Below are 20,381 nucleotides of genomic sequence, written 5' to 3' on the forward strand. Positions count from 1 at the left end.
GTCTGTTCCTTTCTATTAGTTCCCAGCTAATTCTGCTAAATATTCCCAACGTTCATAGGCGTTTGCAGCTGCTTCTTCTGTTTTATCGAGTTCTTCTTGTAATGCTTGTAATTTTGCAAAATCTTGCGCATTGGCATTCATTTCACTTTGTAAAGATTCCATTTTTTCTTCTAACTCTTGTATCGTCGTCTCAATGGTTTCCCATTCTTTCTTCTCTTGATACGTCATTTTCTTGGCTGGAGTTAGCTTAGTAGTCTCCTCTTTACTTTTTTCCACTTTTGGAGTTTCAACAACTACTTTCGATAAACTCTTTTCTTGTTCTAAATAATCACTCATAGCCCCATAGAACAATTCCGTTTGACCTTCTCCTCGGATAACAAATAATTGTTCCACCGTTTTATCTAAGAAATAACGATCGTGAGACACAATGAGAACTGCTCCATTAAATGATTGAAGAAAATCTTCTAATACGGTTAATGTATCGATATCTAAATCGTTTGTTGGCTCATCCAGCAATAAAACATTCGGCTTTGTCATTAATAAACGGAGTAAATAAAGCCTTCTTCTTTCTCCTCCGGATAGTGTGTGAATATATGCTCCATGCAAATGTCTTGGAAACAAAAAAGTCTCCAGCAATTCAGAAATGGATGCCACTTCTCCATTTGCACGTTTAATTTCTTCTGCTTCCTCACGTAAGTACTGAATCAATTGTTTATCCATTGGGATATCTTCATCTTGTTGCTTGTAGTAGGCAATACGAACAGTCTCCCCCACAACAAACTGACCACTGTCAAATGGAATTTGCCCAGCTATCGCATTCAGAAAGGTTGATTTCCCAACTCCATTTACACCAGCAATCCCAATTCGGGCCTGGCTTTGAATAATCCAGTCAAGGTTTTTAACAATATCCTGTCCGTTAATAGAAAGAGAAGTCTGATTGAATTGGAAGACCCGGTTGCCAATTCTCGTTTGGTCAAAATCCATTACTAATTTTTCTTGACTTGTTGTCTGTTTAACATCTTTTTCTAATGCTTCAAATCGCTGAATGCGCGCTTGTTGTTTTGTCGTACGAGCTTTTGCACCTTGGCGCATCCATTCTAATTCGCTCTGGTATAATCGTTTTTGTTTCTGCGACATACGTGTTGCGATTTGTTCTCGTTGGCTTCGTTGCTCCAAGTACGACTCGTAATTTCCTTCGTACAACTCGATTCTACCATTCACGAGTTCAAACATATGCGTTACCGCACGTTCTAGGAAGTAACGGTCATGAGTCACAAGCATCATCGCGCCTTTATAATTGGCTAAATACCCTTCTAGCCATTCGATGGCTTCTAAGTCTAAGTGGTTCGTTGGTTCATCGAGCAATAGTAAATCTGGTTCTTCCATTAATACCTTCGCAAGTCCAACACGTTTCTTTTGACCACCTGATAATGTCCCGACTTTCTTTTGGATATCCGTTAATCCCATTTTCTGAAGAATGGTTTTAATTTGAACTTCCACTTGCCATCCATCGATTTCATTCATCTTTTGCTCTAAGATGCTGTATCGTTTCGCAATACTTTCCGACGTTGGATTTTCTCGTAATTGTTCCACCACTTCTTCAAAGTCATGAACGACTTTTAACGTTGGATGGTCACCTTTATATAAAGCTTCGAAAATCGCATCTTCGTCATCTAATTCTGGTTGCTGAGATAAGTATCCAATTCTGAAATCGTTAGACGTTGTAATATCGCCCGATTCTGCAAAATCAACTCCTGCAAGAATGGATAATAATGTACTCTTCCCAGTCCCATTTTGACCAATTAAACCAACGTGTTCTCCTTCGTTAATAATAAAGGAGACATCTTCTAATAATGATTTCGCACCATAAGATTTTTTCAAATGATCGACTCTAAAATCTTTCATGCAAACTCCTTTCAAGTCTCTTAATATAACCCTTGAATTTTCCCATTGTCATCAACACTAATTACAAGTGCTGCTGGAATTTTAGGAAGTCCCGGCATTGTTAAAACTGTTCCCGTTAACGCTACAATAAATCCAGCACCGAGTTTAGGGACGAAATAACGAATCGTAATATCGAAATCTGTTGGTCGTCCTTTTAATTTCGCATTATCTGAGAATGAGTATGGCGTTTTGGCAATACACACATTCAGATGGTTCCATCCCTGTTTTTCGAATTCCTTCAATTGTGTAAGTGCTTCGTCTGAATAATGAATATTTGTAGCACCATAAATGTTCTTGGCAATCGTTTCAACTTTTTCACGAATCGTCGCATTCATATCATACGTTGCTTGGAAAGTCAATTCCGTATCACATAAATGGACCACTTTCTCTGCTAGCGCCAACCCGCCTTGACTTCCATGTTCCCACACACTCGTAAGAACACAATCCACACCCATCTCATGGCATAATTCCATAAAGAGGGCTTGTTCATCTTTTGTATCTGTTAAAAATTCATTTAAGGCTACAACGATTGGTAAACCATAAGCTTGTAAGTTTTCGATATGTTTTCGTACATTTTTGAAACCTTCACGAATCGCCTCGAGATTTTCACCAATTGCGAGTTCATCGAGCGAAACACCACCATGCATTTTCGTCGAACGAATGGTCGCTACAAGTACAACTGCATCTGGATTTTTTCCAAGAACAGGAACTTTAATATCGAGGAATTTCTGCGCACCAAGGTCAGCCCCGAACCCCGCTTCGGTCACTACATAATCTGCAAGTGTCAATGCCATTCTCGTCGCCACCACACTATTACAGCCGTGTGCGATATTAGCAAATGGCCCCCCATGAACAATGGCCGGTGTATGTTCCAATGTCTGCACAAGGTTAGGCTTCATCGCCTCTTTGAGTAATGCAGTAATTGCTCCCTCCGCACCTAAATCAAACACGGTAACAGGTTCTCCTGATTTTGTATACGCCACGAGAATATTTGAAACGCGTCGTTGCAAGTCACTTAAATCACTCGCCAGGCAAAGTACCGCCATCATTTCGGTTGCGACCGTAATATCAAAACCGTCTTTACGCGGTGTTCCATTTACTGGACCTCCCAGTCCGATTTTAGTTTCTCGCAACGCTCGGTCATTTAAGTCCAAGGCCCGCTTCCAAACAATGCGGCTAGGATCGATTTCTAATTCATTTCCTTGATGAATATGATTATCGATGATGGCAGATAACAGGTTTGTTGCTGTCGTTAGGGCATGCATATCACCTGTGAAATGCAAATTGATTTCTTCCATGGGAACAACTTGCGCATAACCGCCACCTGTAGCTCCCCCTTTGAGTCCAAGAGTTGGTCCTAGAGATGGTTCACGAAGTGCAATGGCTGTTTTCTTTCCAATAGCCGTAAGTGCGTCCCCAAGCCCAACTGTTACTGTAGACTTTCCCTCTCCAGCAGGAGTCGGGTTCATCGATGTCACTAAAATCAGTTTCCCAAAATTCTCTTGGTTATGAATATCAGTCTTATCAATCTTTGCTTTGTATTTTCCATATGGTTCTATTTCATCAGTAGTTAAATGAAGCTTTTCCGCAATCACTGTGATGGGTTGCATTTGGTTTTCCTGTGCAATTTTAATATCTGTTTTCATGAAGTCACCACGCTATATGCATATTCGTTTTATTATACCATAATTTGAAGCAAAAAAAGAACAGTAGCTTGATACTACTGCTCTGCTCCATTTTGAATCTTATTTTTAAAGATATAATACGCAATCATAAGTGGGACCATTGAACCAAACCATGCCATTGGATTAGCAACTGTTGCTCCAACGAATCCGTATATATTTGAAAGAATCATTGCTGCTACAGAACGCATAATGAGTTCCATAATTCCAGCCAAGGTCGGTGTGAATGTTTTTCCAACCCCTTGTAAGGTATAGCGATAAATAAAGAGTAATGAAAGGAAACTATACGTTGTTCCATTCGTAAGGAAGAATAGTCTTCCTAATTCTACAACATCCTCATGTCCCTCTCCTACGAAGGCACGAATAAGAATCGGACTAAATAGATTTAAAATAATCCCTACCGCAATGGCAAATGTCAATGATAATTTGATACATTCACGCACACCAAGCCAAATACGATCGTATTTCTTTGCACCAAAGTTTTGTGCTGAATAGGTGGCCATCGTGACTCCAAACGACATCATGGGAAGAATCGCTAACTGGTCAATCTTTTGTGCTGCTGTGTGTGCCGCAACCGAAGTCGGTCCTAACTGATTCAATGCAATTTGAACCATAATCGTTCCGATGGCAATAATCGAAGCTTGGAAAGCCATCGGGAATGAAATACGACAATGTTCCCTTATATTTCGTTTCGTCGCAACAAGATCTTCCTTCGTTAAGCGCAATACTGGAATTTTCTTCCAAATATAAACAATGCAGGCCACTGCTGAGAAGATTTGCGAGAAAACCGTTGCATAACCTGCCCCTTCAACTCCCATTCCAAAAACAGCAATAAAGACGATATCCAAAATAATATTCATCACACACGCCATTACTAGAAAATATAAAGGAGTTTTCGCATCTCCAATTGATCGGAAAATATTCGATAGTAAATTATAAGCCATTGAGGAGAAAATACCGCCAAATATGACGATTAAATAATCATAAGCTCCATCAATAATCTCGGATGGTGTCTGCATGATTTCTAGAATCTGTCGACAGAAAATCATACTCAATGCGGTTAATACAATCGCCACAGCAATCGAAATTAAAATAGAAACATAAAAGCTATGTTTAACGCCCTTATAATCTTTGGCACCAAACCGTTGCGCTAATGGAATCGCAAGACCAGCCGTTAACCCTGTCGCAAACCCAATGATTAAAAAGACAATACTTCCAGTAGATCCAACCGCAGCTAACGCATGCACACCAATGGTACGACCTACGATAAAGGTATCCGCCATATTGTATAATTGTTGGAATATGTTTCCAATTAATAGCGGGATTGTAAAATTCCAAATCAATTTTAGTGGTTTCCCACTCGTCATATCTTTAGCCATGAGACACCCTCCTCTTCAAAATTTAGCAAGTCATAGTATAAAACATTCCTCTTAAAATGAACAGAGGTTTAAAAAAATTTCTTTTAAGAAAATAGCATCTATGCTAAAATAAGACTGAAAAGAGGCGAATCTTATGGCAGATTTTGATAAAAATAGAATTGCAAAAATGCAACAATACTTAACAGATGTAACAGACCCTGAATTTAAAGGGAGCGCCACCGACAAAACTGTCGCTATGGCCGAATTATTTAATTACTACCATTCGGATTGGAAAGCTGATGCGAGTCACTTCGTCGATCAAAACCTTGAACTCTTCGACGATGAAAAAATGCAAATGCTCTTTCGAAACTCAAATGCGGGACGCAAATCCCCACATACCATCATCCGACAAGAATCAAAAAGTAAGTACAAGAGACCAATGCGACCTGGGGAAGAATAAAACAGGATACGAGGGCGAACGCTCAGGACTGAATCACTGGACCGGAGTAACGCAAAGGACTTGGCACAAGTCGTGCGGATACTACGGGAAGTGGACGTCAGTCCTGTGAGCCCGAGTTCAACTACGTGACTCTATATAACCCTGATAACAATACACTTTCCAAAAGCAACAAGACTCTCCATGCGCTGAGTCTTTTTCAATTTTGAGCTAAAAAGTTACAACAAAAAAAGATTAGGTAGTAATTAATCACCTAATCTTTTCAATTATATTCAGTCCGAACCGTTCTAATTATTTCTTCTTTGTCTCAAAAAGAGAACCGCATTCTTTACAATGCCATTGTAACTTTCCTTTCTTACCTGCAAAACCAGCCAAAGTTCCAATACCACCTGTCAGAGCAGCACCAGCAATCGCTTTCCCAGCTGAAAAAGATTTTTTATCTTGTTGTAAAAATTCAACATTTATAGTTCCACAAACAGGACATTTTACTGCATTATTAGCCATTTCTTTTCGTTTTAATTCTTCCTTGTACTCTTTAGGACCATTAACTGTGTTCTTTGCTATATCTTTCCAAGTTCTGTCAGATAATTCCTTCATTTTTTCAGGATCTTTTCTTGCTTCTAAATATTCTGCTACCGTTTTTGCTCTGAAAAATTCTCTAATACCCATAACTTATCTCCTCGTCTTTAGAATATATTCAGTATATCACATTAAAATTCAAAGATAAATCACATTTTTATTATTTTTAGCAAGAAAATGTATACTTTTTATAATGTCAAAATTGACTTCACTTTGCACAAAAAATCCCCACATCCGTGGGGATTTTGTCTTATCGAATACCTAACGCAATTCTTGCATAGCGTGACATTCTATCTGGGCTCCATGCTGGATACCAAACCAATTTCACATCGATTGTCTTCACTTCTTCAATCTCTGCTAATGCGCGATGAATCTCATCTGTAATAATATCTGCTAGTGGACATCCCATCGTTGTCAATGTCATATCCACTTGGCAATGTCCTTCTTCATTTAAATCCACACGGTAAATAAGTCCAAGATTGACGATATCAATTCCAAGCTCTGGGTCAATCACTGTCTCCAACGCTTCTAAAATCTTCTCTTGCATTGCTTCTGCAGCATTTTTATTTTCTTCTGTCATCTTCTTCTCTCCTATTGAAATACTTTTTGGAAAAAGTCTGCAACGGCTTCAAACACTTGGTGTGGTACACGATGCCCTTCACCTGGTGTTTCGTGCCATTCTACATTTTTCGCGTATGCTTCATCTTTAATCGTTTCAAAAAATTCTTTATTTAATTCATACGGCACTTTATCATCCGCTGTTCCATGCCATAAGAATAATGGACGATTATTAATATGTTCTGGATGTTTTGCAAGCGCCATTGCATCTAAGAAGGCTTTGTTCTTTTCAATTTCTGCTTCTAATGCTTCACATTGCTCCTGCGTTGCTCCTGTCATCCAAACCGATGAAATTGTCCATTTAGCAAAACGAGCAGGATCCGCATTTCCCATTAAACTCGCTGCTGCTGTAATATCTGAATATTGATTGAACAAAGCATAGGTTGAAATACCACCCATACTTAAACCAGACACCCCAAACTTCGCTTCGTCTAAGAGCCCGCGTTGTCTCATTTCTTCTTTTATAATAGAAAGTTCTTTAATATTATTAGCCACAATTTCCCAGATTTCACCGTCAATCAGACGCACACCACGGTCTCCGTGTAAGAGTTGGTCTGGTAAAATCGCACGAATACCGCGCTTAGCGAGTTCAACTCCAATGGTTACAACACGGTCTTTACTACCGGTCCAACCATGATAGAACACAACGATTGGAAGAACTTGGTCTTTTAAGGATGCATCCACCACTTCAGCGTATGGAATTCCATTTACTTCACGATAATCAATTTGAATCATAACTTCCTCTTTCTTCTTATTTTATTGAAAATATGGTACACTTATACAGATATTGTACTAAAATGAAACTTTAACCTCAAGTTTCCAATTTATATAACCCTATTTGAAAGGAGTATTTATGAATCAAAAATTAATTGCCATCGATTTAGATGGAACTACTTTAAACGCAAATTCTGAACTAACACAAGAAACGATTGACACTCTTCATGCCGTTCAAAAACTAGGTCATAAAGTTGCTATTGTTACCGGTCGTCCTTATCGTAGCTCAAAAGAAATATACAACCAATTGAATCTTGGAGGTCCTATTGTAAATTTCAATGGTGCCCTCTGTCATATTCCAAGCAAGCCAGAATGGGATGGACGCTATCATATCACATTGGATACTGAACTTGTTTTAGACTTAGTTGCTTTTAACAAGACTCTACCAGTGGATTATTTGATGGTTGAAGGAACTGAATTGATGTATTCAAATATTACAGAGCTGCCCGATTGTCCATATTATCCAAAAGACCAGAAACCATTATTGATTCATCCAACAACTAAATTAAAAGAAAAACCTACAGCGGTAGCGTTATTCTCTGACTTAGAATTACAATCTGAAATCAAGAAGAAAATTTTACATCGTTACAATAATGGTATTGAAGTTAGAACTTGGGGTGGAAGTTACCCTTGTCTAGAGGTGATTACAAGCGGCATCCATAAAGCAAAGGCCGTAGAACATCTTTCTCGTTATTATGATATTCATCAAAAGGATATTCTGGCCTTTGGTGATGAGGACAATGATATGGAAATGATTCAATACGCAGGACATGGTGTTGCTATGCAAAATGGAATCAACGAATTAAAGAATGTGGCAAATGCCATTACTCCATTCACCAATGATCAAAATGGTTTAGCGAAATATTTGCAAGATTACTTTAAATTATAGGATGTGAGAAAAGTCGTCTAGCTAACATTGGCAGTGAGAATATTAGCTAAAGATTCATAGTTTAGCCATAAGCGGTCTGAAAGACTACGCGGACTAAACTCGAGATGCTTGAACTTCTGCTTTTTCGAGCTCAACTACTACCTATTCTTTAACGGAACTTCAACAAAACAAAAGGATATCCCCAGGGATATCCTTTTTTCTTACATTTGTTTCAGAAGATGTTAATTTGGGAGCAATATTTCTAAAAAATTTAATTTTATTCATTCATGTAAAAAGATGAATGATTTCATCTAATAAAGCTTTCGAATACATAGGATTCTCTTTTTTTCAGTTACATATTCTAACTTTCCACGCCAGAGATAGGTAGTCAGCCTATTTAATTTCAGAATGAAATTATAGCATATAAACGATATTGTTTATATGCTATATCATCTTCTATTTTACTAAATACACCGAGATAAATTGACTTACAATCGTGAAATAAACAAATACAGTTGTTAAATCGTTAACAGTGGTAATGAATGGTCCACTGGCAATGGAAGGATCAAAGTTAAATTTATCTAATAAGAACGGAATACAAGTCCCTGTTAATGCAGCAACGAAAATCGAAGCAAACATCGCAAAACCGATAATGCCACCAAGTACAATATTCCCTTGCCATAGACTCACAATTCCAAACACAACTACCCCAGAAATCAATCCGATTCCTAGACCTGTCGTCCCTTCTTGCACGAGGACTTTCCAAAAAGACTGCTCTTCCTCATGAAGCCCAATCTTACGAATCGCAACTGCAAGAGATTGTGTCCCTGTATTACCAGCAGTACCAGTAATTAATGTAATAAAGATTGCAAAGATACTTGCTTGTTGAATCAGCGGCTCATAATGTCTGAACAGGAATGCTGTCACTGTTCCCATAATGAGAAGAGTCATAATCCCTGGCAAGCGATTGACAATGCCTGCCCACACGCCTTGGTGTGCTTCATCAACGTTTACCCCAGCCAGACCTGAATAGTCACTAGTCGCTTCTTCTTCGATAACGTCTAGGGCATCATCGACTGTGATTATCCCGACTAGCGTATTCGTATCATCAACAACCGGAATAGCAAGGAAATCGTAGTCTTTAATCGTTTGTGCTACTTCTTCTTGCGCATCATTTACATGCACCGTTACGACACGGTCTATCATGATATCTTTGACGAGCTTTTCATCAGGTTTCACGATTAAGTCTTTCAATGTAAGAATCCCGGTTAAATGATTCTCATCGTCAGTAACATACACATAGTAGATAGTTTCAGCATCTTCAGCAAATCGTTTAACCGTCGCCATCGCTGTTTTTAATGTATCAGATTCATGCACGGCGATAAATTCCGTCGTCATCATCGCACCTGCTGTTTCATCTTCGTAGTTCAATAATTGACGGAGTTCACTTGCCGTTTTATGTGGCATCAAGCGTAAGTATGTACGGACATTTTCTTCCCCTACTTGCTTTAACACGTCTACCGCATTATCAGAATACATTTCCGCAAGCATTCGTGAGGCATAGGCTTCGTCCATTTCATTTAAATACTCTTCCACGTCTTCTACGTCTTCTTCTAGTAGTTCGAACACCATTGCCATCTCTTCAGGAGTTAAATATTGGTAAGCCAGCTTTCTCTCTTCTAAGGTCAAACTCAAGTAAAGCTGTGCCTGGTCGTAAGTATGGTTTTCAAAGAAGATTTCTCTGAATTGCTGTTTATCTTCTGTTGCTAAAGTATGTTGAATTTGTTCTAAAATATCTTCAAATTCATAAACAATTTCGTTCAATGGTGATTCTCCTCTCTTTACTTCTTATGCGCTTCAATCCACTGACTCATATCTTTAGGGAGTGGAGCTTCTATTATCAGTTCTTTTTTTGTCATCGGATGAATAAAAGTAAGTGAGTGACAATGCAAAGCTTGTCGGTCTAAAAGTTCGTCTTTAACCCCACCATATAAATCATCCCCCACAAGCGGAGCCCCAAGCCACGAGAAATGAACACGAATCTGATGCGTACGACCAGTGTGTAATAAAATTTCAACAAGTTCTGCTTCAACAAGTGTTTCCCTCTTCCAATATTCGGTTAAGGAAGGTTTTCCATCTTCTGATACACAACGATTAATAATAGAGCCTTCATGACGACCAATAGGTGCATTGATAAATCCATGCGCTTCTAGAGTTGAAGTGTCATGTACTAATGCTAAGTATTTTTTTTGAATTGTTTTTTCTCGCAACGCTTGATCCATCCACGCATGTACAACGCGGTGTTTGGCAAACATCATAACTCCTGTTGTATCTCGGTCAAGTCGCGTCACCACATGGGTAATTTGATCCGCATACCCACGTCTCTTATAGTATCCTTTAACGCGATTCGCCATTGAATGGTCTGGATGTAACTTAGACGGAATCGAAGCCGTTCCGACAGGCTTATTGATAATGAGTAAATATTCGTCTTCATACAAAATGTCTATCGGAACTTCACTTGGAATGACCGTTTCATGTTCTCCAGACGGCGGTATCACCATTGTGAGGACATCCCCAGGACGCAGTGTTTTCAAAACAATCTCATGACGGCCATTGACAAGTAATTCTCCGTGCAATTTGACATGTGCTAAAAACGTTCTTGAAATGCCTACTTCTTGCAGAAAAGAACGCATCATCATCGGATACTCGTATGGGTAATTCCACGTTAAAATCAACGGACTTCCTCACTTCCATTACAATTCACTTCACGAGAACCAATAAATGCATCTTCTACTCGGTCCCAGAATGGAGTGTGGCGGTAAGCCGCAAATGAAATCCGTTCCTTGCTAATTTTTAATTGAATCTCTTCTATCTCATTACCATCATAAGTTAAATGATCAATCGCCATGACCATTCCTTCTTCACTTTCAGGACGTACAGTCAACACATTATCTTTGGCGAAAATCATTGGTGAGCTGAGAGTACGATAAACTCGATTATTAATAGACGCCATCTCTGTCATTTGCATTACTTCAGCACGTGGATGCACGACTGCTCCCCCTAGAGACTTGCTGAGGCCGGTTGATCCGGTTGGTGTCGCAATGCAAAGACCATCTCCACGGAAGTTTTCAAACAAATCACCATTTATAAAAACTTGGCAAAATAACGTACCGTTTACTTTACGTAAAGTGGCTTCATTTAAAGCTGAATAATGAGCAGTTTCACCATTTTTTAACTTCACAGTAACGTCGAGCAAAGGATAGCTGACTCGCTCCCCTTCGTCCTTCTTTAATGACTCAATTAATTCATCCACTTCATAATTGCGCCAATCCGTATAAAATCCGAGGTGCCCAGTATGAATCCCAACAAATCGGATCTGATCTAATTGATTGCGATAATGATGAAAAGCTCCTAAAAGAGTTCCGTCCCCACCAACTGTAATCACAATATCCGGATGTTCATCATCTCTAGTAAATTCCCCTTGTTGGCAAAGATGATTAAAGGCATTCATGACTTCTTTCGTTTTTTCTGATTGATTTCCATATAAACCGACTTTCATGACCTACCTCCGTTTCTTTCTTTTTCTTTGATTTTCCTTACATATTGCAAAAATATACTGAGCTTCCTGAATTTCCTCTCTGATTTCAGACATTTCCTCATCGAGTAAAAAGGCCGCTTCCGCTGCACGTTCTAATCGTTCATGAATCGCTTCAGGGAATTCTCCTTTATATTTATAGTTTAAAGAGTGCTCAATCGTCGCCCAAAAATTCATTGCTAGTGTACGAATTTGAATTTCTACTAATATCTTCGTTTCCCCTTCAATTCGTTGAACAGGATACTCCAACACAAGGTGGTAAGAACGATATCCACTCGCTTTTTTATTTTGAATGTAATCTCGTTCAATCACGATTTCAAAGTCGTTTCTTTGACGAATTAGACGAACAACTTCGTAAATATCATCAACGAATTGACACATAATACGAAGTCCAGCAATATCTTGTACGCCTTCGAGAAATTCTTCTCTAGGAATATTACGAACTTGCATCTTTTCTAGAATACTCTCTGGCGTCTTCACACGACCTGTGATAAATTCAATCGGAGCATGTCTTCCTTCTTGACGATACTGACGACGTATCCCTTTTAATTTAATTTTTAATTCTTCAATTGCTTGATAATACGGAGCTAGAAAGGCTTCCCAATCTTCTACAAGCGGCGTTTCCAACTTTTCCATATTTCCACCTACTTTTTTTCATTTCCGTTCTCTATCATACCATATTTTATGTAAAAGCTTGACTAATTAATGCGATTTTTTTCAATTATCCATTATTTTGAGATATAATAGAATGCTGAAGGAGGAATATGATTGTTACAAGTAGAAAGAGAATTTAAAAATTTACTGACCAAGAGCCAATATCATTCGCTTCTAGAGAATTTTAAGTCCCTCTTAACTAAAGAGATTACCCAAACCAATAGTTATTATGATTGGGATGGAATCCTCCAATCTCATAAAATGGCACTCCGTATTCGAATTGTTGAGGGAAAAACCGTTGGAGAAATCACTTTAAAAATTCCTCAATCAAGTCTAGAAGTATTGGAATTCACTCATGAAATGCCTGTTGAAATGCTTCTTAAATACAATGAACAAAAGCAATTTTCACTTCCTTTATCCATAAAAGAAGCATTAGAAAGTAACGGAGTCTTTATCGAAAAAGTCAAACAAATTTCTCTATTAACCACTCATCGATTTGAAGGTCCCTTATCTAATAACGAATGGCTTGTTCTAGATGAAAGTTACTATAACGGAAAAGTGGACTATGAAATGGAAATGGAAGTTCAGAATCTCTCATTGGGGGAAGAAGTCTTTTTGCAGATTCTTCAAAAGTATCAGATTCAACGAGAACAAGCAGAAAGTAAAATTAAACGCGCCCTTTCAAGTATCTCCTCCTAAGAGAGAAAACCGCATTTTATTCTGAATTTTTTAGGAACTATGTTACAATAAAGTTACAAAAATAAAGTTAGAGGAACAGAGGTGTCGGATTTTGAGTACCTACGAAACAAAAAATCTATCAAAAAACACTTCACACGAAAAGATTTTCGAATTATTTTTATTCGTGAATCCCTTGGGAACATACTGTTATCGCTGTGAAAATGAATTACTAAAATTTGTACGTAATTCTGAATTTAAAGTGCATTATCACTTTTTAACATTTCATAATTTACAGACCGTTAATCAATATATGAAAAACCAAAAATTACCTGTAACGGATTTAGATTTACGAAATGATATATACATGAAGATTTATGATGCAGCCCTCTCTTATAAAGCTGCACTTTTACAAGGAAAACGTCTTGGACATCAATTTTTGATTGAATTACAACAACAAATTCATCAACATAAACGAGCATATAATGATGACTTGTTAGAAGAAATATTAAATAAAGTTGAAATTGATAAAAAGATGTTTTACGAGGATAAATCTAGCTCCGCTGTAAAAAAAGCCTATGATCGAGATCTTCAAATTGCGCAAGAGATGAATGTTACACATACACCTTCCCTTGTTATTTTTGATAACTCTAATCAACCTTATGGATTACTCTTAGCTAGTAGCATTACAGCTGAAACTATTTCTGAAATTTGTAATGGTGATCCTTTACCAGGGTATCACTCTACAAAAAAATTAGTAGGAACACATACAAATGAACCTCAAAAATTTGATAAAGTGGTCAATATGAATTTAAATCGCTATTAATTATCTGCCAACTAGGGTTTCTAGTTGGGCTTTTTTTATAAAAAATTATTAGCTTCCCATTATTTCTTTTAAAACAAAAAAGGTTCGTAAGAAAATTTCTTACGAACCTTTTTGTGTTTTAGAACCAATTAATTTTTGAGATTATTCACTCATTAAAGCTTCTAATTGAGATAGACGTTTTTCAAATACATCAAATGCATCATATAAGTAATCTTTCTTCGTCATATCTACTCCAGCTTTCTTCATGACTTCAATAGGAGCATCACTACGTCCTGCACGTAAGTAGTTTAAGTAAGCTTCTAAATCTTCAGGAGTCCCATGTAAAATTTTATCTGATAAAGCAGTTGCTGCAGCCATACCAGTTGCATATTGGAATACATAGTAATTCATGTAGAAATGAGGAATACGAGCCCATTCGTATGCAATTTGTTCATCTTGGATGACATTCGCATAGTATTTAGCGTTGATTTCTCCATATACTTTTGCAAGAGATTCTTGCGTTAATGGTTGACCTTGTTGATCCATTAAGTGGATTTGATGTTCAAATTCCGCAAATTGTGTTTGACGGAAAATGGTTGATTTGAAGCGGTGTAAATAGTTGTTTAAGATATATTTTTGCGCTTCTTTATCTGTATGTTTCTTCAACAAGTAATCTGTTAAGATATTTTCGTTTGTTGTAGAAGCAATTTCTGCTAAGAAGATTGAGTAATCTCCGTATTGTTTTGGTTGAGTATTACGAGTGAAGTAGCTGTGAGCACTATGTCCTAACTCATGAACTAATGTGAAGAAGTTTGATAATTCATCATGCCAGTTCAACAAGATGTATGGTGCTGTTGAGTATGCCCCACTTGAGTATCCACCACTACGTTTACCGATGTTTTCAGCAACGTCAATCCAACGATCAGCATAAGCTTTTTTCATGATTTCAGCATATTCTTCTCCAAGTGGTAGTAAGGCTTCACGACTTGCTTTTGCTGCTTCTTCGTAATTATATTTAATTGGAGCATCACCTGTAATTGTTACATATAAGTCATACATATGCAATTCATCTAAGCCTAATGCTTTTTGTTGTAATGCAATATAACGGTGTAGTAATGGTAATTTTTCGTTTACCACTTCTACTAAAGCATCGTACACTTCTTCTGGAACTTGGTTTGAAGCAAGTGCTGCTTGGCGAGCTGAATCATAGTTATGGACTAGAGCGCTGAAGTTATGACCTTTCACTTCGGTACCAAGTGTGCTTGCGAATGTATTTTTTAAGTTGATGTATGGTTTGTATAATGTTTCGAATGCTTCCTTACGAACAGCTTGATTTTTAGATTCGATATATACTGAGTAGTTTCCGTTTGTCAATTCAACTTTTTCACCATCTTCAGTTGTGATTTCGTCAAACTTGATGTCAGCATTATTTAATAAATTGAACGTTTTGCTTGCGCCTTGGAACACTTCACTTGCTTTTGATAGTAAAGCTTCTTCTTTATCTGAAAGCACGTGACCTTTTTTAATACGCGCTGTTTCTAATAATACACGGAAGTCTTCTAGTCCTGGTTCTTGTTTGAAATATTCTTCGAACTCTTCATCGGATAATGCTAAGATTGCTGGACTAAACCATGCAGAAGCGCCTGAAAAATCAATATATGTAGAGAACGCACGTTGGTTTAAGACTTGATTTTCGTTATTTGAAGTATCTTGGTCTGCTTTTAAATGTGAGTAAACATAAGCTGTTTCAATCTTATCATCCACTACGTTTAAAAGATTTAAGAACGCTAATAATGATTCCCCGTCTTTTAGTGCTGTATCTTTTGCAGCGGCTACTGCTGGAATTTGTGATTTTACAAATTCTAAATCCTTTTCAAATCCTTCGTTTGATTCGTAAATTGCGGAAAGGTCCCATGTCAATTCTACAGGAACGTCTTCACGTCTTAATGGTTTTTTATTGGCCATTGTCATCCCTACTTTCTAAAAAGTTGATAGTCATAGTGTACTATGAAATGGATGCTTTGGAAAGGGTTTGAATCCATTTTTAAAGAAAAAGAGACCAAATGAATCGCTTTTGATTCACCTGATCTCGTTAATTAGTCTTCAAGGAAAGTGGCTTTGTCTAAACTATCCGTTCCGATAATCGCTACAAGAATGACATCCTCACGAATGAGAAATTCTGCAAACACTTTTGTATTCAACGATTCATCCTTTCCTTCACGATATCCAATTAAGTTCAAATCATAATCTTTACGTAAGTCTAAATCGCTTAGTTGTTTTCCAACCCATGATTTTGGCGGATAAAATTCCACAAGCGAGATATTGCCATCGAGAGCAATCACCTCAGCTAGTTTATGGTGAAGAATGTTCTTTACGAGACGAATTCCTGTTTCCTTTTCTGGGTTTACCACACGTTGCGCACCCATCTTCGTTAAGATTTCTGTTGTTGTACGGCTTTTTGCTTTGGCAATAATTTCAGGAACACCAAGTCGACTGCAGTGCATTACTGCTAAAATACTCGCTTCTAAACTCGAACCTGTAGCAACCACAACTGTATCGCAGTCGCCGATTCCAATTTCTTTTAAAACATCTTCATCTGTAACATCAGCAATCACTGCTTTTGTGACCAGCGATTCAATACGATTGACGTTAATTTCATCACGGTCCACAGCAATAATGTCGCAATCATAGTCACTTAGTTGTTTAGCAATGGTCATCCCGAATACGCCTAATCCTAAAATACCAACTGTTTTTCTCATCATAATTCCTACTTTCTATCCAATTATTAATGGTGCTTTTGCATACTTCATGTCGAGTGTTTTTTTCTTTCTGTTTGAAAAACTTAACAGAACCGTTAATGGTCCGATACGCCCAATAAACATCAACAACATAATCACAATTTTTCCTAGAAAAGATAGCGTCGGTGTTAAATTCGCTGTTACTCCTACTGTACATACCGCTGAAATAGTTTCAAATAAAGTATATAACAATGGAACATCTGGATCCGTTAAGCTGAGTAAGAATACACTCGTTAGAATTAATGTAGTAAATACGATAAAAATCGTTAAAGCTTTTCTCGCCAATTCTTGAGAAATACGATGATTTCTAAATTGAATCATACGCTCGTCATATACTTCTGAGCGAATAAACAAGAGAACAACTAAGAAAGTTGTCGTCTTCACCCCACCGGCAGTCCCACCAGGAGAACCTCCAATTAGCATTTGAATAGAATATAAAAGAAGGCTAGTTGGATGCGCTGTTGTGTAATCAATCGAAGCAAATCCTGCCGTTCTCATCGTCACTGTTTGAAAGAAGCTGACAAGCAATTTATCTAAAAATGATAGATTACCTATCGTATTTGGGTTATTCCATTCCGTCAACATGGTTAAAACCGTTCCACTTAAGAGAATAATCCCAGTTAGCCAAAGAACTATCTTCGTATGATAATGCAATCGTCGGCAGAATGATTTTTTCTTTTTGCTCTTTGTAGATTCTCGCATAGATAAATAACTGTTTTTGAAATCAAACCAAACTGAAAAACCTATCCCACCAAGAATAATAAGAGCTGCAATGACTAAATTCAATAGTGGATCCGTTGCATAGTTAATCAGACTATTTGAACCTAAATTATCAAATCCCGCATTACAAAAAGCGGAGATGGCTAAGAAAAATGCTGTGAAGATTCCCTTTCCGATTCCTAGTTCAGGAACGAAACGAAAAGATAGAATAACTGCTGCAATCAATTCAATAACGAAAGTATATTTAAAAATCGTTGCTAAATATTTTTTGAAATCCTGACCATCTTCTCGGTTCAAACTATCTTGCAGGGCTAATTTATCGACTAAGGACATCTTCTTGCCAGAATCATAAAGGAAAAAAGCTATGATACTCATCAACCCTAAGCCTCCTATTTGCATCAGAATCATACAAATAATCTGGCCAAAAACATTATACGTTTCAGCTACTGGTTGCGTAAATAGACCCGTTACACACACCATCGATACGGTAGTAAATAAATGGTCAAAATACGTGGCCTGTGAGGTCGCTATTTGCGAAATCGGCAAATTAAGTAGTAATGATCCCACCAAAATCACAATGGCAAAACTTGCTGCAATCCTTTTTGGAATGGAATCTTTCAATAAGAAACGAATCATCTTCGTCCCTCCTATTCTAAACAATAATACTGCGCTCAAAATAAAAAGAGCAGAATATATTCGATATTCTACTCTTCCTATTGATTAATTACAACCGTTAATGTTTCATTTTAATATGGAGAGGAAAAATTATTCCACCACTTGATATTCTTTTTCTTCACCGAAAAATTCATCATATAGCGCACGGATGGCTTTTTTTTCATATTGGTCCAAAATACCAAACATCATCGAAACCTCAGATACCCCTTGGTTATATAATTCAATATTGATTTGAGTACGAGCAAGAGTTGAAGCCACACGAGCAGTAGTACCGACCATGTTGACCATCCCTTCCCCTACTAACATAATCAAGCAAAGTCCACGTGTAAAGCTTGCTTCGTCTACATCTAATTCAGCATAGAATCGCTCTACAATAGACTCTAATTGCTCATCGGTAGCATCTTCCCCACGAATGATAATTGTCGCATCATCAATTCCCGTTGGAATATGTTCAATGGAAATGCCTTCTTCTTCAAAAATCGTCAATACTTTACGAAGGAAACCAATCTCATGGTTCATTAAGTATTTCTTCACGTAAATACTTACGAAACCTGGTGAGCTTGCAATACCGGAAATAACATTTGGAGAAGTCACCTTCCCTTTCATAATGTAGGTTCCACTTGCTTCAGGATTGTTGGTATTACATACATGTACCGGGATTCCTTTTTTGATAGAAGGAAGAAGTGCTTCTGTATGGAATACTGAAAAACCAGCGTATGATAACTCACGCATTTCTGTATAAGATAATACATCGATAGGGAGTGGTTTATGAACAATTTTTGGACTTGCTACATAAATGGCATCTACGTCTGTAAAGTTTTCGTATTCTTCAGCGTTCACGGCATTGGCTAAAATAGATCCTGTAATATCTGATCCTCCACGAGAGAACGTTACGATTTTCCCTTCTTTTGTTACCCCATAGAATCCTGGGAAAACAATCACTTCATTTGTTAGTTGTAAGTACTCTAATTCATGATAGCTTTCTTCTAAAACGCGAGCTTCCCCTGGAGTATCGCTCACCCAAAGTTTGGCTTCCCGAGGCCCAACGTATTTAGCAGCAAAACCTTCTTGGTTAAAGTAAGAAGCGATAAGACGAGCATTTAAGTCTTCTCCGCTTGCTTTATAAGCATCCATTAAATATTCAGAGGATAGGTCGTTTCTTTCTTTTAAGTTTTTAAAATGAATTCGAACGAGTTCAAACACTTCTGGTTTTAATTCTAATTCATCGCAGATTTCTTTATAACGGACTAAGATTTTTTTTAATACTTCTTCATCATAATTTCCTTCAATATGAGAAGTTGCTAATTGGATGAGAAGGTCTGTTACTTTTTCATCATCCGAGGTACGTTTTCCTGGTGCTGAAACAACCACAATTTTACGACTTGAATCGGATTTTACAATATTAAAGACCTTTCTTAATTGAGTGGCATTGGCTAAAGAGCTTCCACCAAATTTGATTACTTTCATATGACACTTCCTTATTTTTCAATGTACCTAGACTACCAAATTAATGAATGGAACGCAATGATTTTCCACTATTTATATACATTTGTCTTTTAAACAGAAACAGTCTTGAAAACTTGTATTTATCATTCGAGTTTGTTAGTCTTAAATAAAATAAATAAAGGAGGTCACACCATGTCAAAAATGTTGCATACTTGTGTCCGTGTTGAAAATCTAGAAGAAAGCATTCGTTTCTACGAAGAAGCATTCGGTTTTAAAGAAACAAGAAGAAAAGACTTCCCAGAACATAAATTCACAATCGCTTATCTCGCTTTTGAAGGAGATGACTATGAATTAGAATTAACATATAACTACGGTCACGGACCATACGAAATCGGCGACGGATATGGTCATATCGCAATCAGCGCTAAAGACTTAGAAGGACTTCACGCTGAACACGTTGCTAAAGGCTACGACGTTACAGACTTAAAAGGTTTACCAGGACATCCTGCAAACTACTATTTCGTGAAAGACTTAGATGGCTACAAAATCGAAGTAATCCGCGAAAAATAGTTCATACATGACATTCCACACACCCTCTGCTATAATGTATTTTATGCGATGAGGCGACACGCAGTACATTAGAGACTGCGAGTTATGTGGAACAGGAGTGCCTAGGCACACTACCGGATGTAGCTGTTTGTAGTTCGTGATGTGAACACGACCTACTCATCTG

19 protein-coding genes are annotated in these 20,381 nt (G+C 37.6%); 5 read left to right on the plus strand and 14 right to left on the minus strand.

The window, feature by feature from the left end; translation table 11 throughout:
• Positions 1-15 precede the first annotated feature (15 nt).
• The 3 genes from ACO5V7_RS04065 to ACO5V7_RS04075 form a co-directional block, all read right to left on the minus strand.
• Positions 16-1,905: an ABC-F family ATP-binding cassette domain-containing protein gene (locus ACO5V7_RS04065; RefSeq protein ID WP_485485153.1), complete on the minus strand. Its 1,890-nt coding sequence runs from the start codon at positions 1,903-1,905 to the stop codon at positions 16-18.
• A 20-nt stretch (positions 1,906-1,925) separates the two neighbouring features.
• Entirely contained in the window at positions 1,926-3,590 is a 1,665-nt protein-coding gene (locus tag ACO5V7_RS04070) for a formate--tetrahydrofolate ligase (protein WP_485485154.1), read from the minus strand.
• Between the two features lie 74 nt (positions 3,591-3,664).
• Positions 3,665-5,005 (minus strand): MATE family efflux transporter, encoded by a 1,341-nt coding sequence (locus ACO5V7_RS04075; RefSeq protein ID WP_485485155.1) that lies wholly within the window; start codon positions 5,003-5,005, stop codon positions 3,665-3,667.
• 133 nt (positions 5,006-5,138) lie between these two features.
• Here ACO5V7_RS04075 and ACO5V7_RS04080 point away from each other — a divergent pair, with 133 nt between their 5' ends.
• Complete coding sequence (locus tag ACO5V7_RS04080; RefSeq protein ID WP_298647273.1) at positions 5,139-5,444, plus strand: dTDP-glucose 4,6-dehydratase; 306 nt, start codon at positions 5,139-5,141, stop codon at positions 5,442-5,444.
• A gap of 288 nt (positions 5,445-5,732) precedes the next feature.
• Here ACO5V7_RS04080 and ACO5V7_RS04085 read toward each other — a convergent pair whose 3' ends face one another.
• From ACO5V7_RS04085 to ACO5V7_RS04095, 3 genes are all read right to left on the minus strand, one after another.
• On the minus strand, positions 5,733-6,110 hold the full coding sequence (locus ACO5V7_RS04085) for a hypothetical protein (protein WP_485485156.1): 378 nt from the start codon (positions 6,108-6,110) through the stop codon (positions 5,733-5,735).
• 160 nt (positions 6,111-6,270) lie between these two features.
• Positions 6,271-6,600 (minus strand): metal-sulfur cluster assembly factor, encoded by a 330-nt coding sequence (locus ACO5V7_RS04090; RefSeq protein ID WP_298646273.1) that lies wholly within the window; start codon positions 6,598-6,600, stop codon positions 6,271-6,273.
• Positions 6,601-6,611: 11 nt separating this feature from the next.
• On the minus strand, positions 6,612-7,373 hold the full coding sequence (locus ACO5V7_RS04095; RefSeq protein ID WP_485485157.1) for a prolyl oligopeptidase family serine peptidase: 762 nt from the start codon (positions 7,371-7,373) through the stop codon (positions 6,612-6,614).
• A gap of 118 nt (positions 7,374-7,491) precedes the next feature.
• On the opposite strand from ACO5V7_RS04095, the gene ACO5V7_RS04100 reads away from it, so the two are divergent.
• A complete protein-coding gene (locus tag ACO5V7_RS04100) occupies positions 7,492-8,301 on the plus strand; it encodes a Cof-type HAD-IIB family hydrolase (RefSeq protein WP_485485158.1) in 810 nt (269 codons plus the stop codon).
• 435 nt (positions 8,302-8,736) lie between these two features.
• Here ACO5V7_RS04100 and mgtE read toward each other — a convergent pair whose 3' ends face one another.
• The 4 genes from mgtE to yjbM are packed head-to-tail and all read right to left on the minus strand — an operon-like array spanning position 8,737 to position 12,511.
• Positions 8,737-10,104, minus strand: coding sequence for a magnesium transporter (gene mgtE / locus ACO5V7_RS04105; protein WP_485485159.1), 1,368 nt, complete (start codon positions 10,102-10,104; stop codon positions 8,737-8,739).
• 17 nt (positions 10,105-10,121) lie between these two features.
• Positions 10,122-11,015: an RluA family pseudouridine synthase gene (locus tag ACO5V7_RS04110; protein ID WP_485485160.1), complete on the minus strand. Its 894-nt coding sequence runs from the start codon at positions 11,013-11,015 to the stop codon at positions 10,122-10,124.
• Positions 11,012-11,839, minus strand: coding sequence for an NAD kinase (locus tag ACO5V7_RS04115; protein WP_485485161.1), 828 nt, complete (start codon positions 11,837-11,839; stop codon positions 11,012-11,014). Before ACO5V7_RS04115 ends, ACO5V7_RS04110 begins: the two co-directional genes overlap by 4 nt.
• A gap of 3 nt (positions 11,840-11,842) precedes the next feature.
• On the minus strand, positions 11,843-12,511 hold the full coding sequence (gene yjbM / locus ACO5V7_RS04120; RefSeq protein WP_005605192.1) for a GTP diphosphokinase: 669 nt from the start codon (positions 12,509-12,511) through the stop codon (positions 11,843-11,845).
• A gap of 132 nt (positions 12,512-12,643) precedes the next feature.
• On the opposite strand from yjbM, the gene ACO5V7_RS04125 reads away from it, so the two are divergent.
• Together ACO5V7_RS04125 and ACO5V7_RS04130 are read left to right on the plus strand one after the other, a co-directional pair.
• Complete coding sequence (locus ACO5V7_RS04125; protein WP_485485162.1) at positions 12,644-13,228, plus strand: CYTH domain-containing protein; 585 nt, start codon at positions 12,644-12,646, stop codon at positions 13,226-13,228.
• 163 nt (positions 13,229-13,391) lie between these two features.
• Positions 13,392-14,030, plus strand: a complete 639-nt coding sequence (locus ACO5V7_RS04130) for a DsbA family protein (RefSeq protein WP_485485176.1) — start codon at positions 13,392-13,394, stop codon at positions 14,028-14,030.
• A gap of 141 nt (positions 14,031-14,171) precedes the next feature.
• On the opposite strand, the gene pepF is transcribed toward ACO5V7_RS04130, so the two are convergent.
• The 4 genes from pepF to ACO5V7_RS04150 all read right to left on the minus strand — a co-directional run bounded on the left by pepF (position 14,172) and on the right by ACO5V7_RS04150 (position 19,669).
• Positions 14,172-15,974, minus strand: coding sequence for an oligoendopeptidase F (gene pepF, locus ACO5V7_RS04135; RefSeq protein WP_485485163.1), 1,803 nt, complete (start codon positions 15,972-15,974; stop codon positions 14,172-14,174).
• A 131-nt stretch (positions 15,975-16,105) separates the two neighbouring features.
• Positions 16,106-16,771 carry a potassium channel family protein gene (locus ACO5V7_RS04140; RefSeq protein WP_049554663.1) on the minus strand — a complete coding sequence of 222 codons (666 nt, stop codon included), beginning with the start codon at positions 16,769-16,771 and terminating at the stop codon, positions 16,106-16,108.
• A 12-nt stretch (positions 16,772-16,783) separates the two neighbouring features.
• Positions 16,784-18,163: a TrkH family potassium uptake protein gene (locus ACO5V7_RS04145; protein WP_485485164.1), complete on the minus strand. Its 1,380-nt coding sequence runs from the start codon at positions 18,161-18,163 to the stop codon at positions 16,784-16,786.
• Positions 18,164-18,292: 129 nt separating this feature from the next.
• Positions 18,293-19,669 (minus strand): aspartate kinase, encoded by a 1,377-nt coding sequence (locus ACO5V7_RS04150; RefSeq protein ID WP_485485165.1) that lies wholly within the window; start codon positions 19,667-19,669, stop codon positions 18,293-18,295.
• A gap of 171 nt (positions 19,670-19,840) precedes the next feature.
• Between ACO5V7_RS04150 and gloA the strand changes: the two genes are divergently transcribed.
• Positions 19,841-20,218 (plus strand): lactoylglutathione lyase, encoded by a 378-nt coding sequence (gloA, locus tag ACO5V7_RS04155; RefSeq protein WP_070444179.1) that lies wholly within the window; start codon positions 19,841-19,843, stop codon positions 20,216-20,218.
• The last annotated feature ends 163 nt before the right edge of the window (positions 20,219-20,381 follow it).

Source organism: Granulicatella sp. (assembly GCF_057274575.1).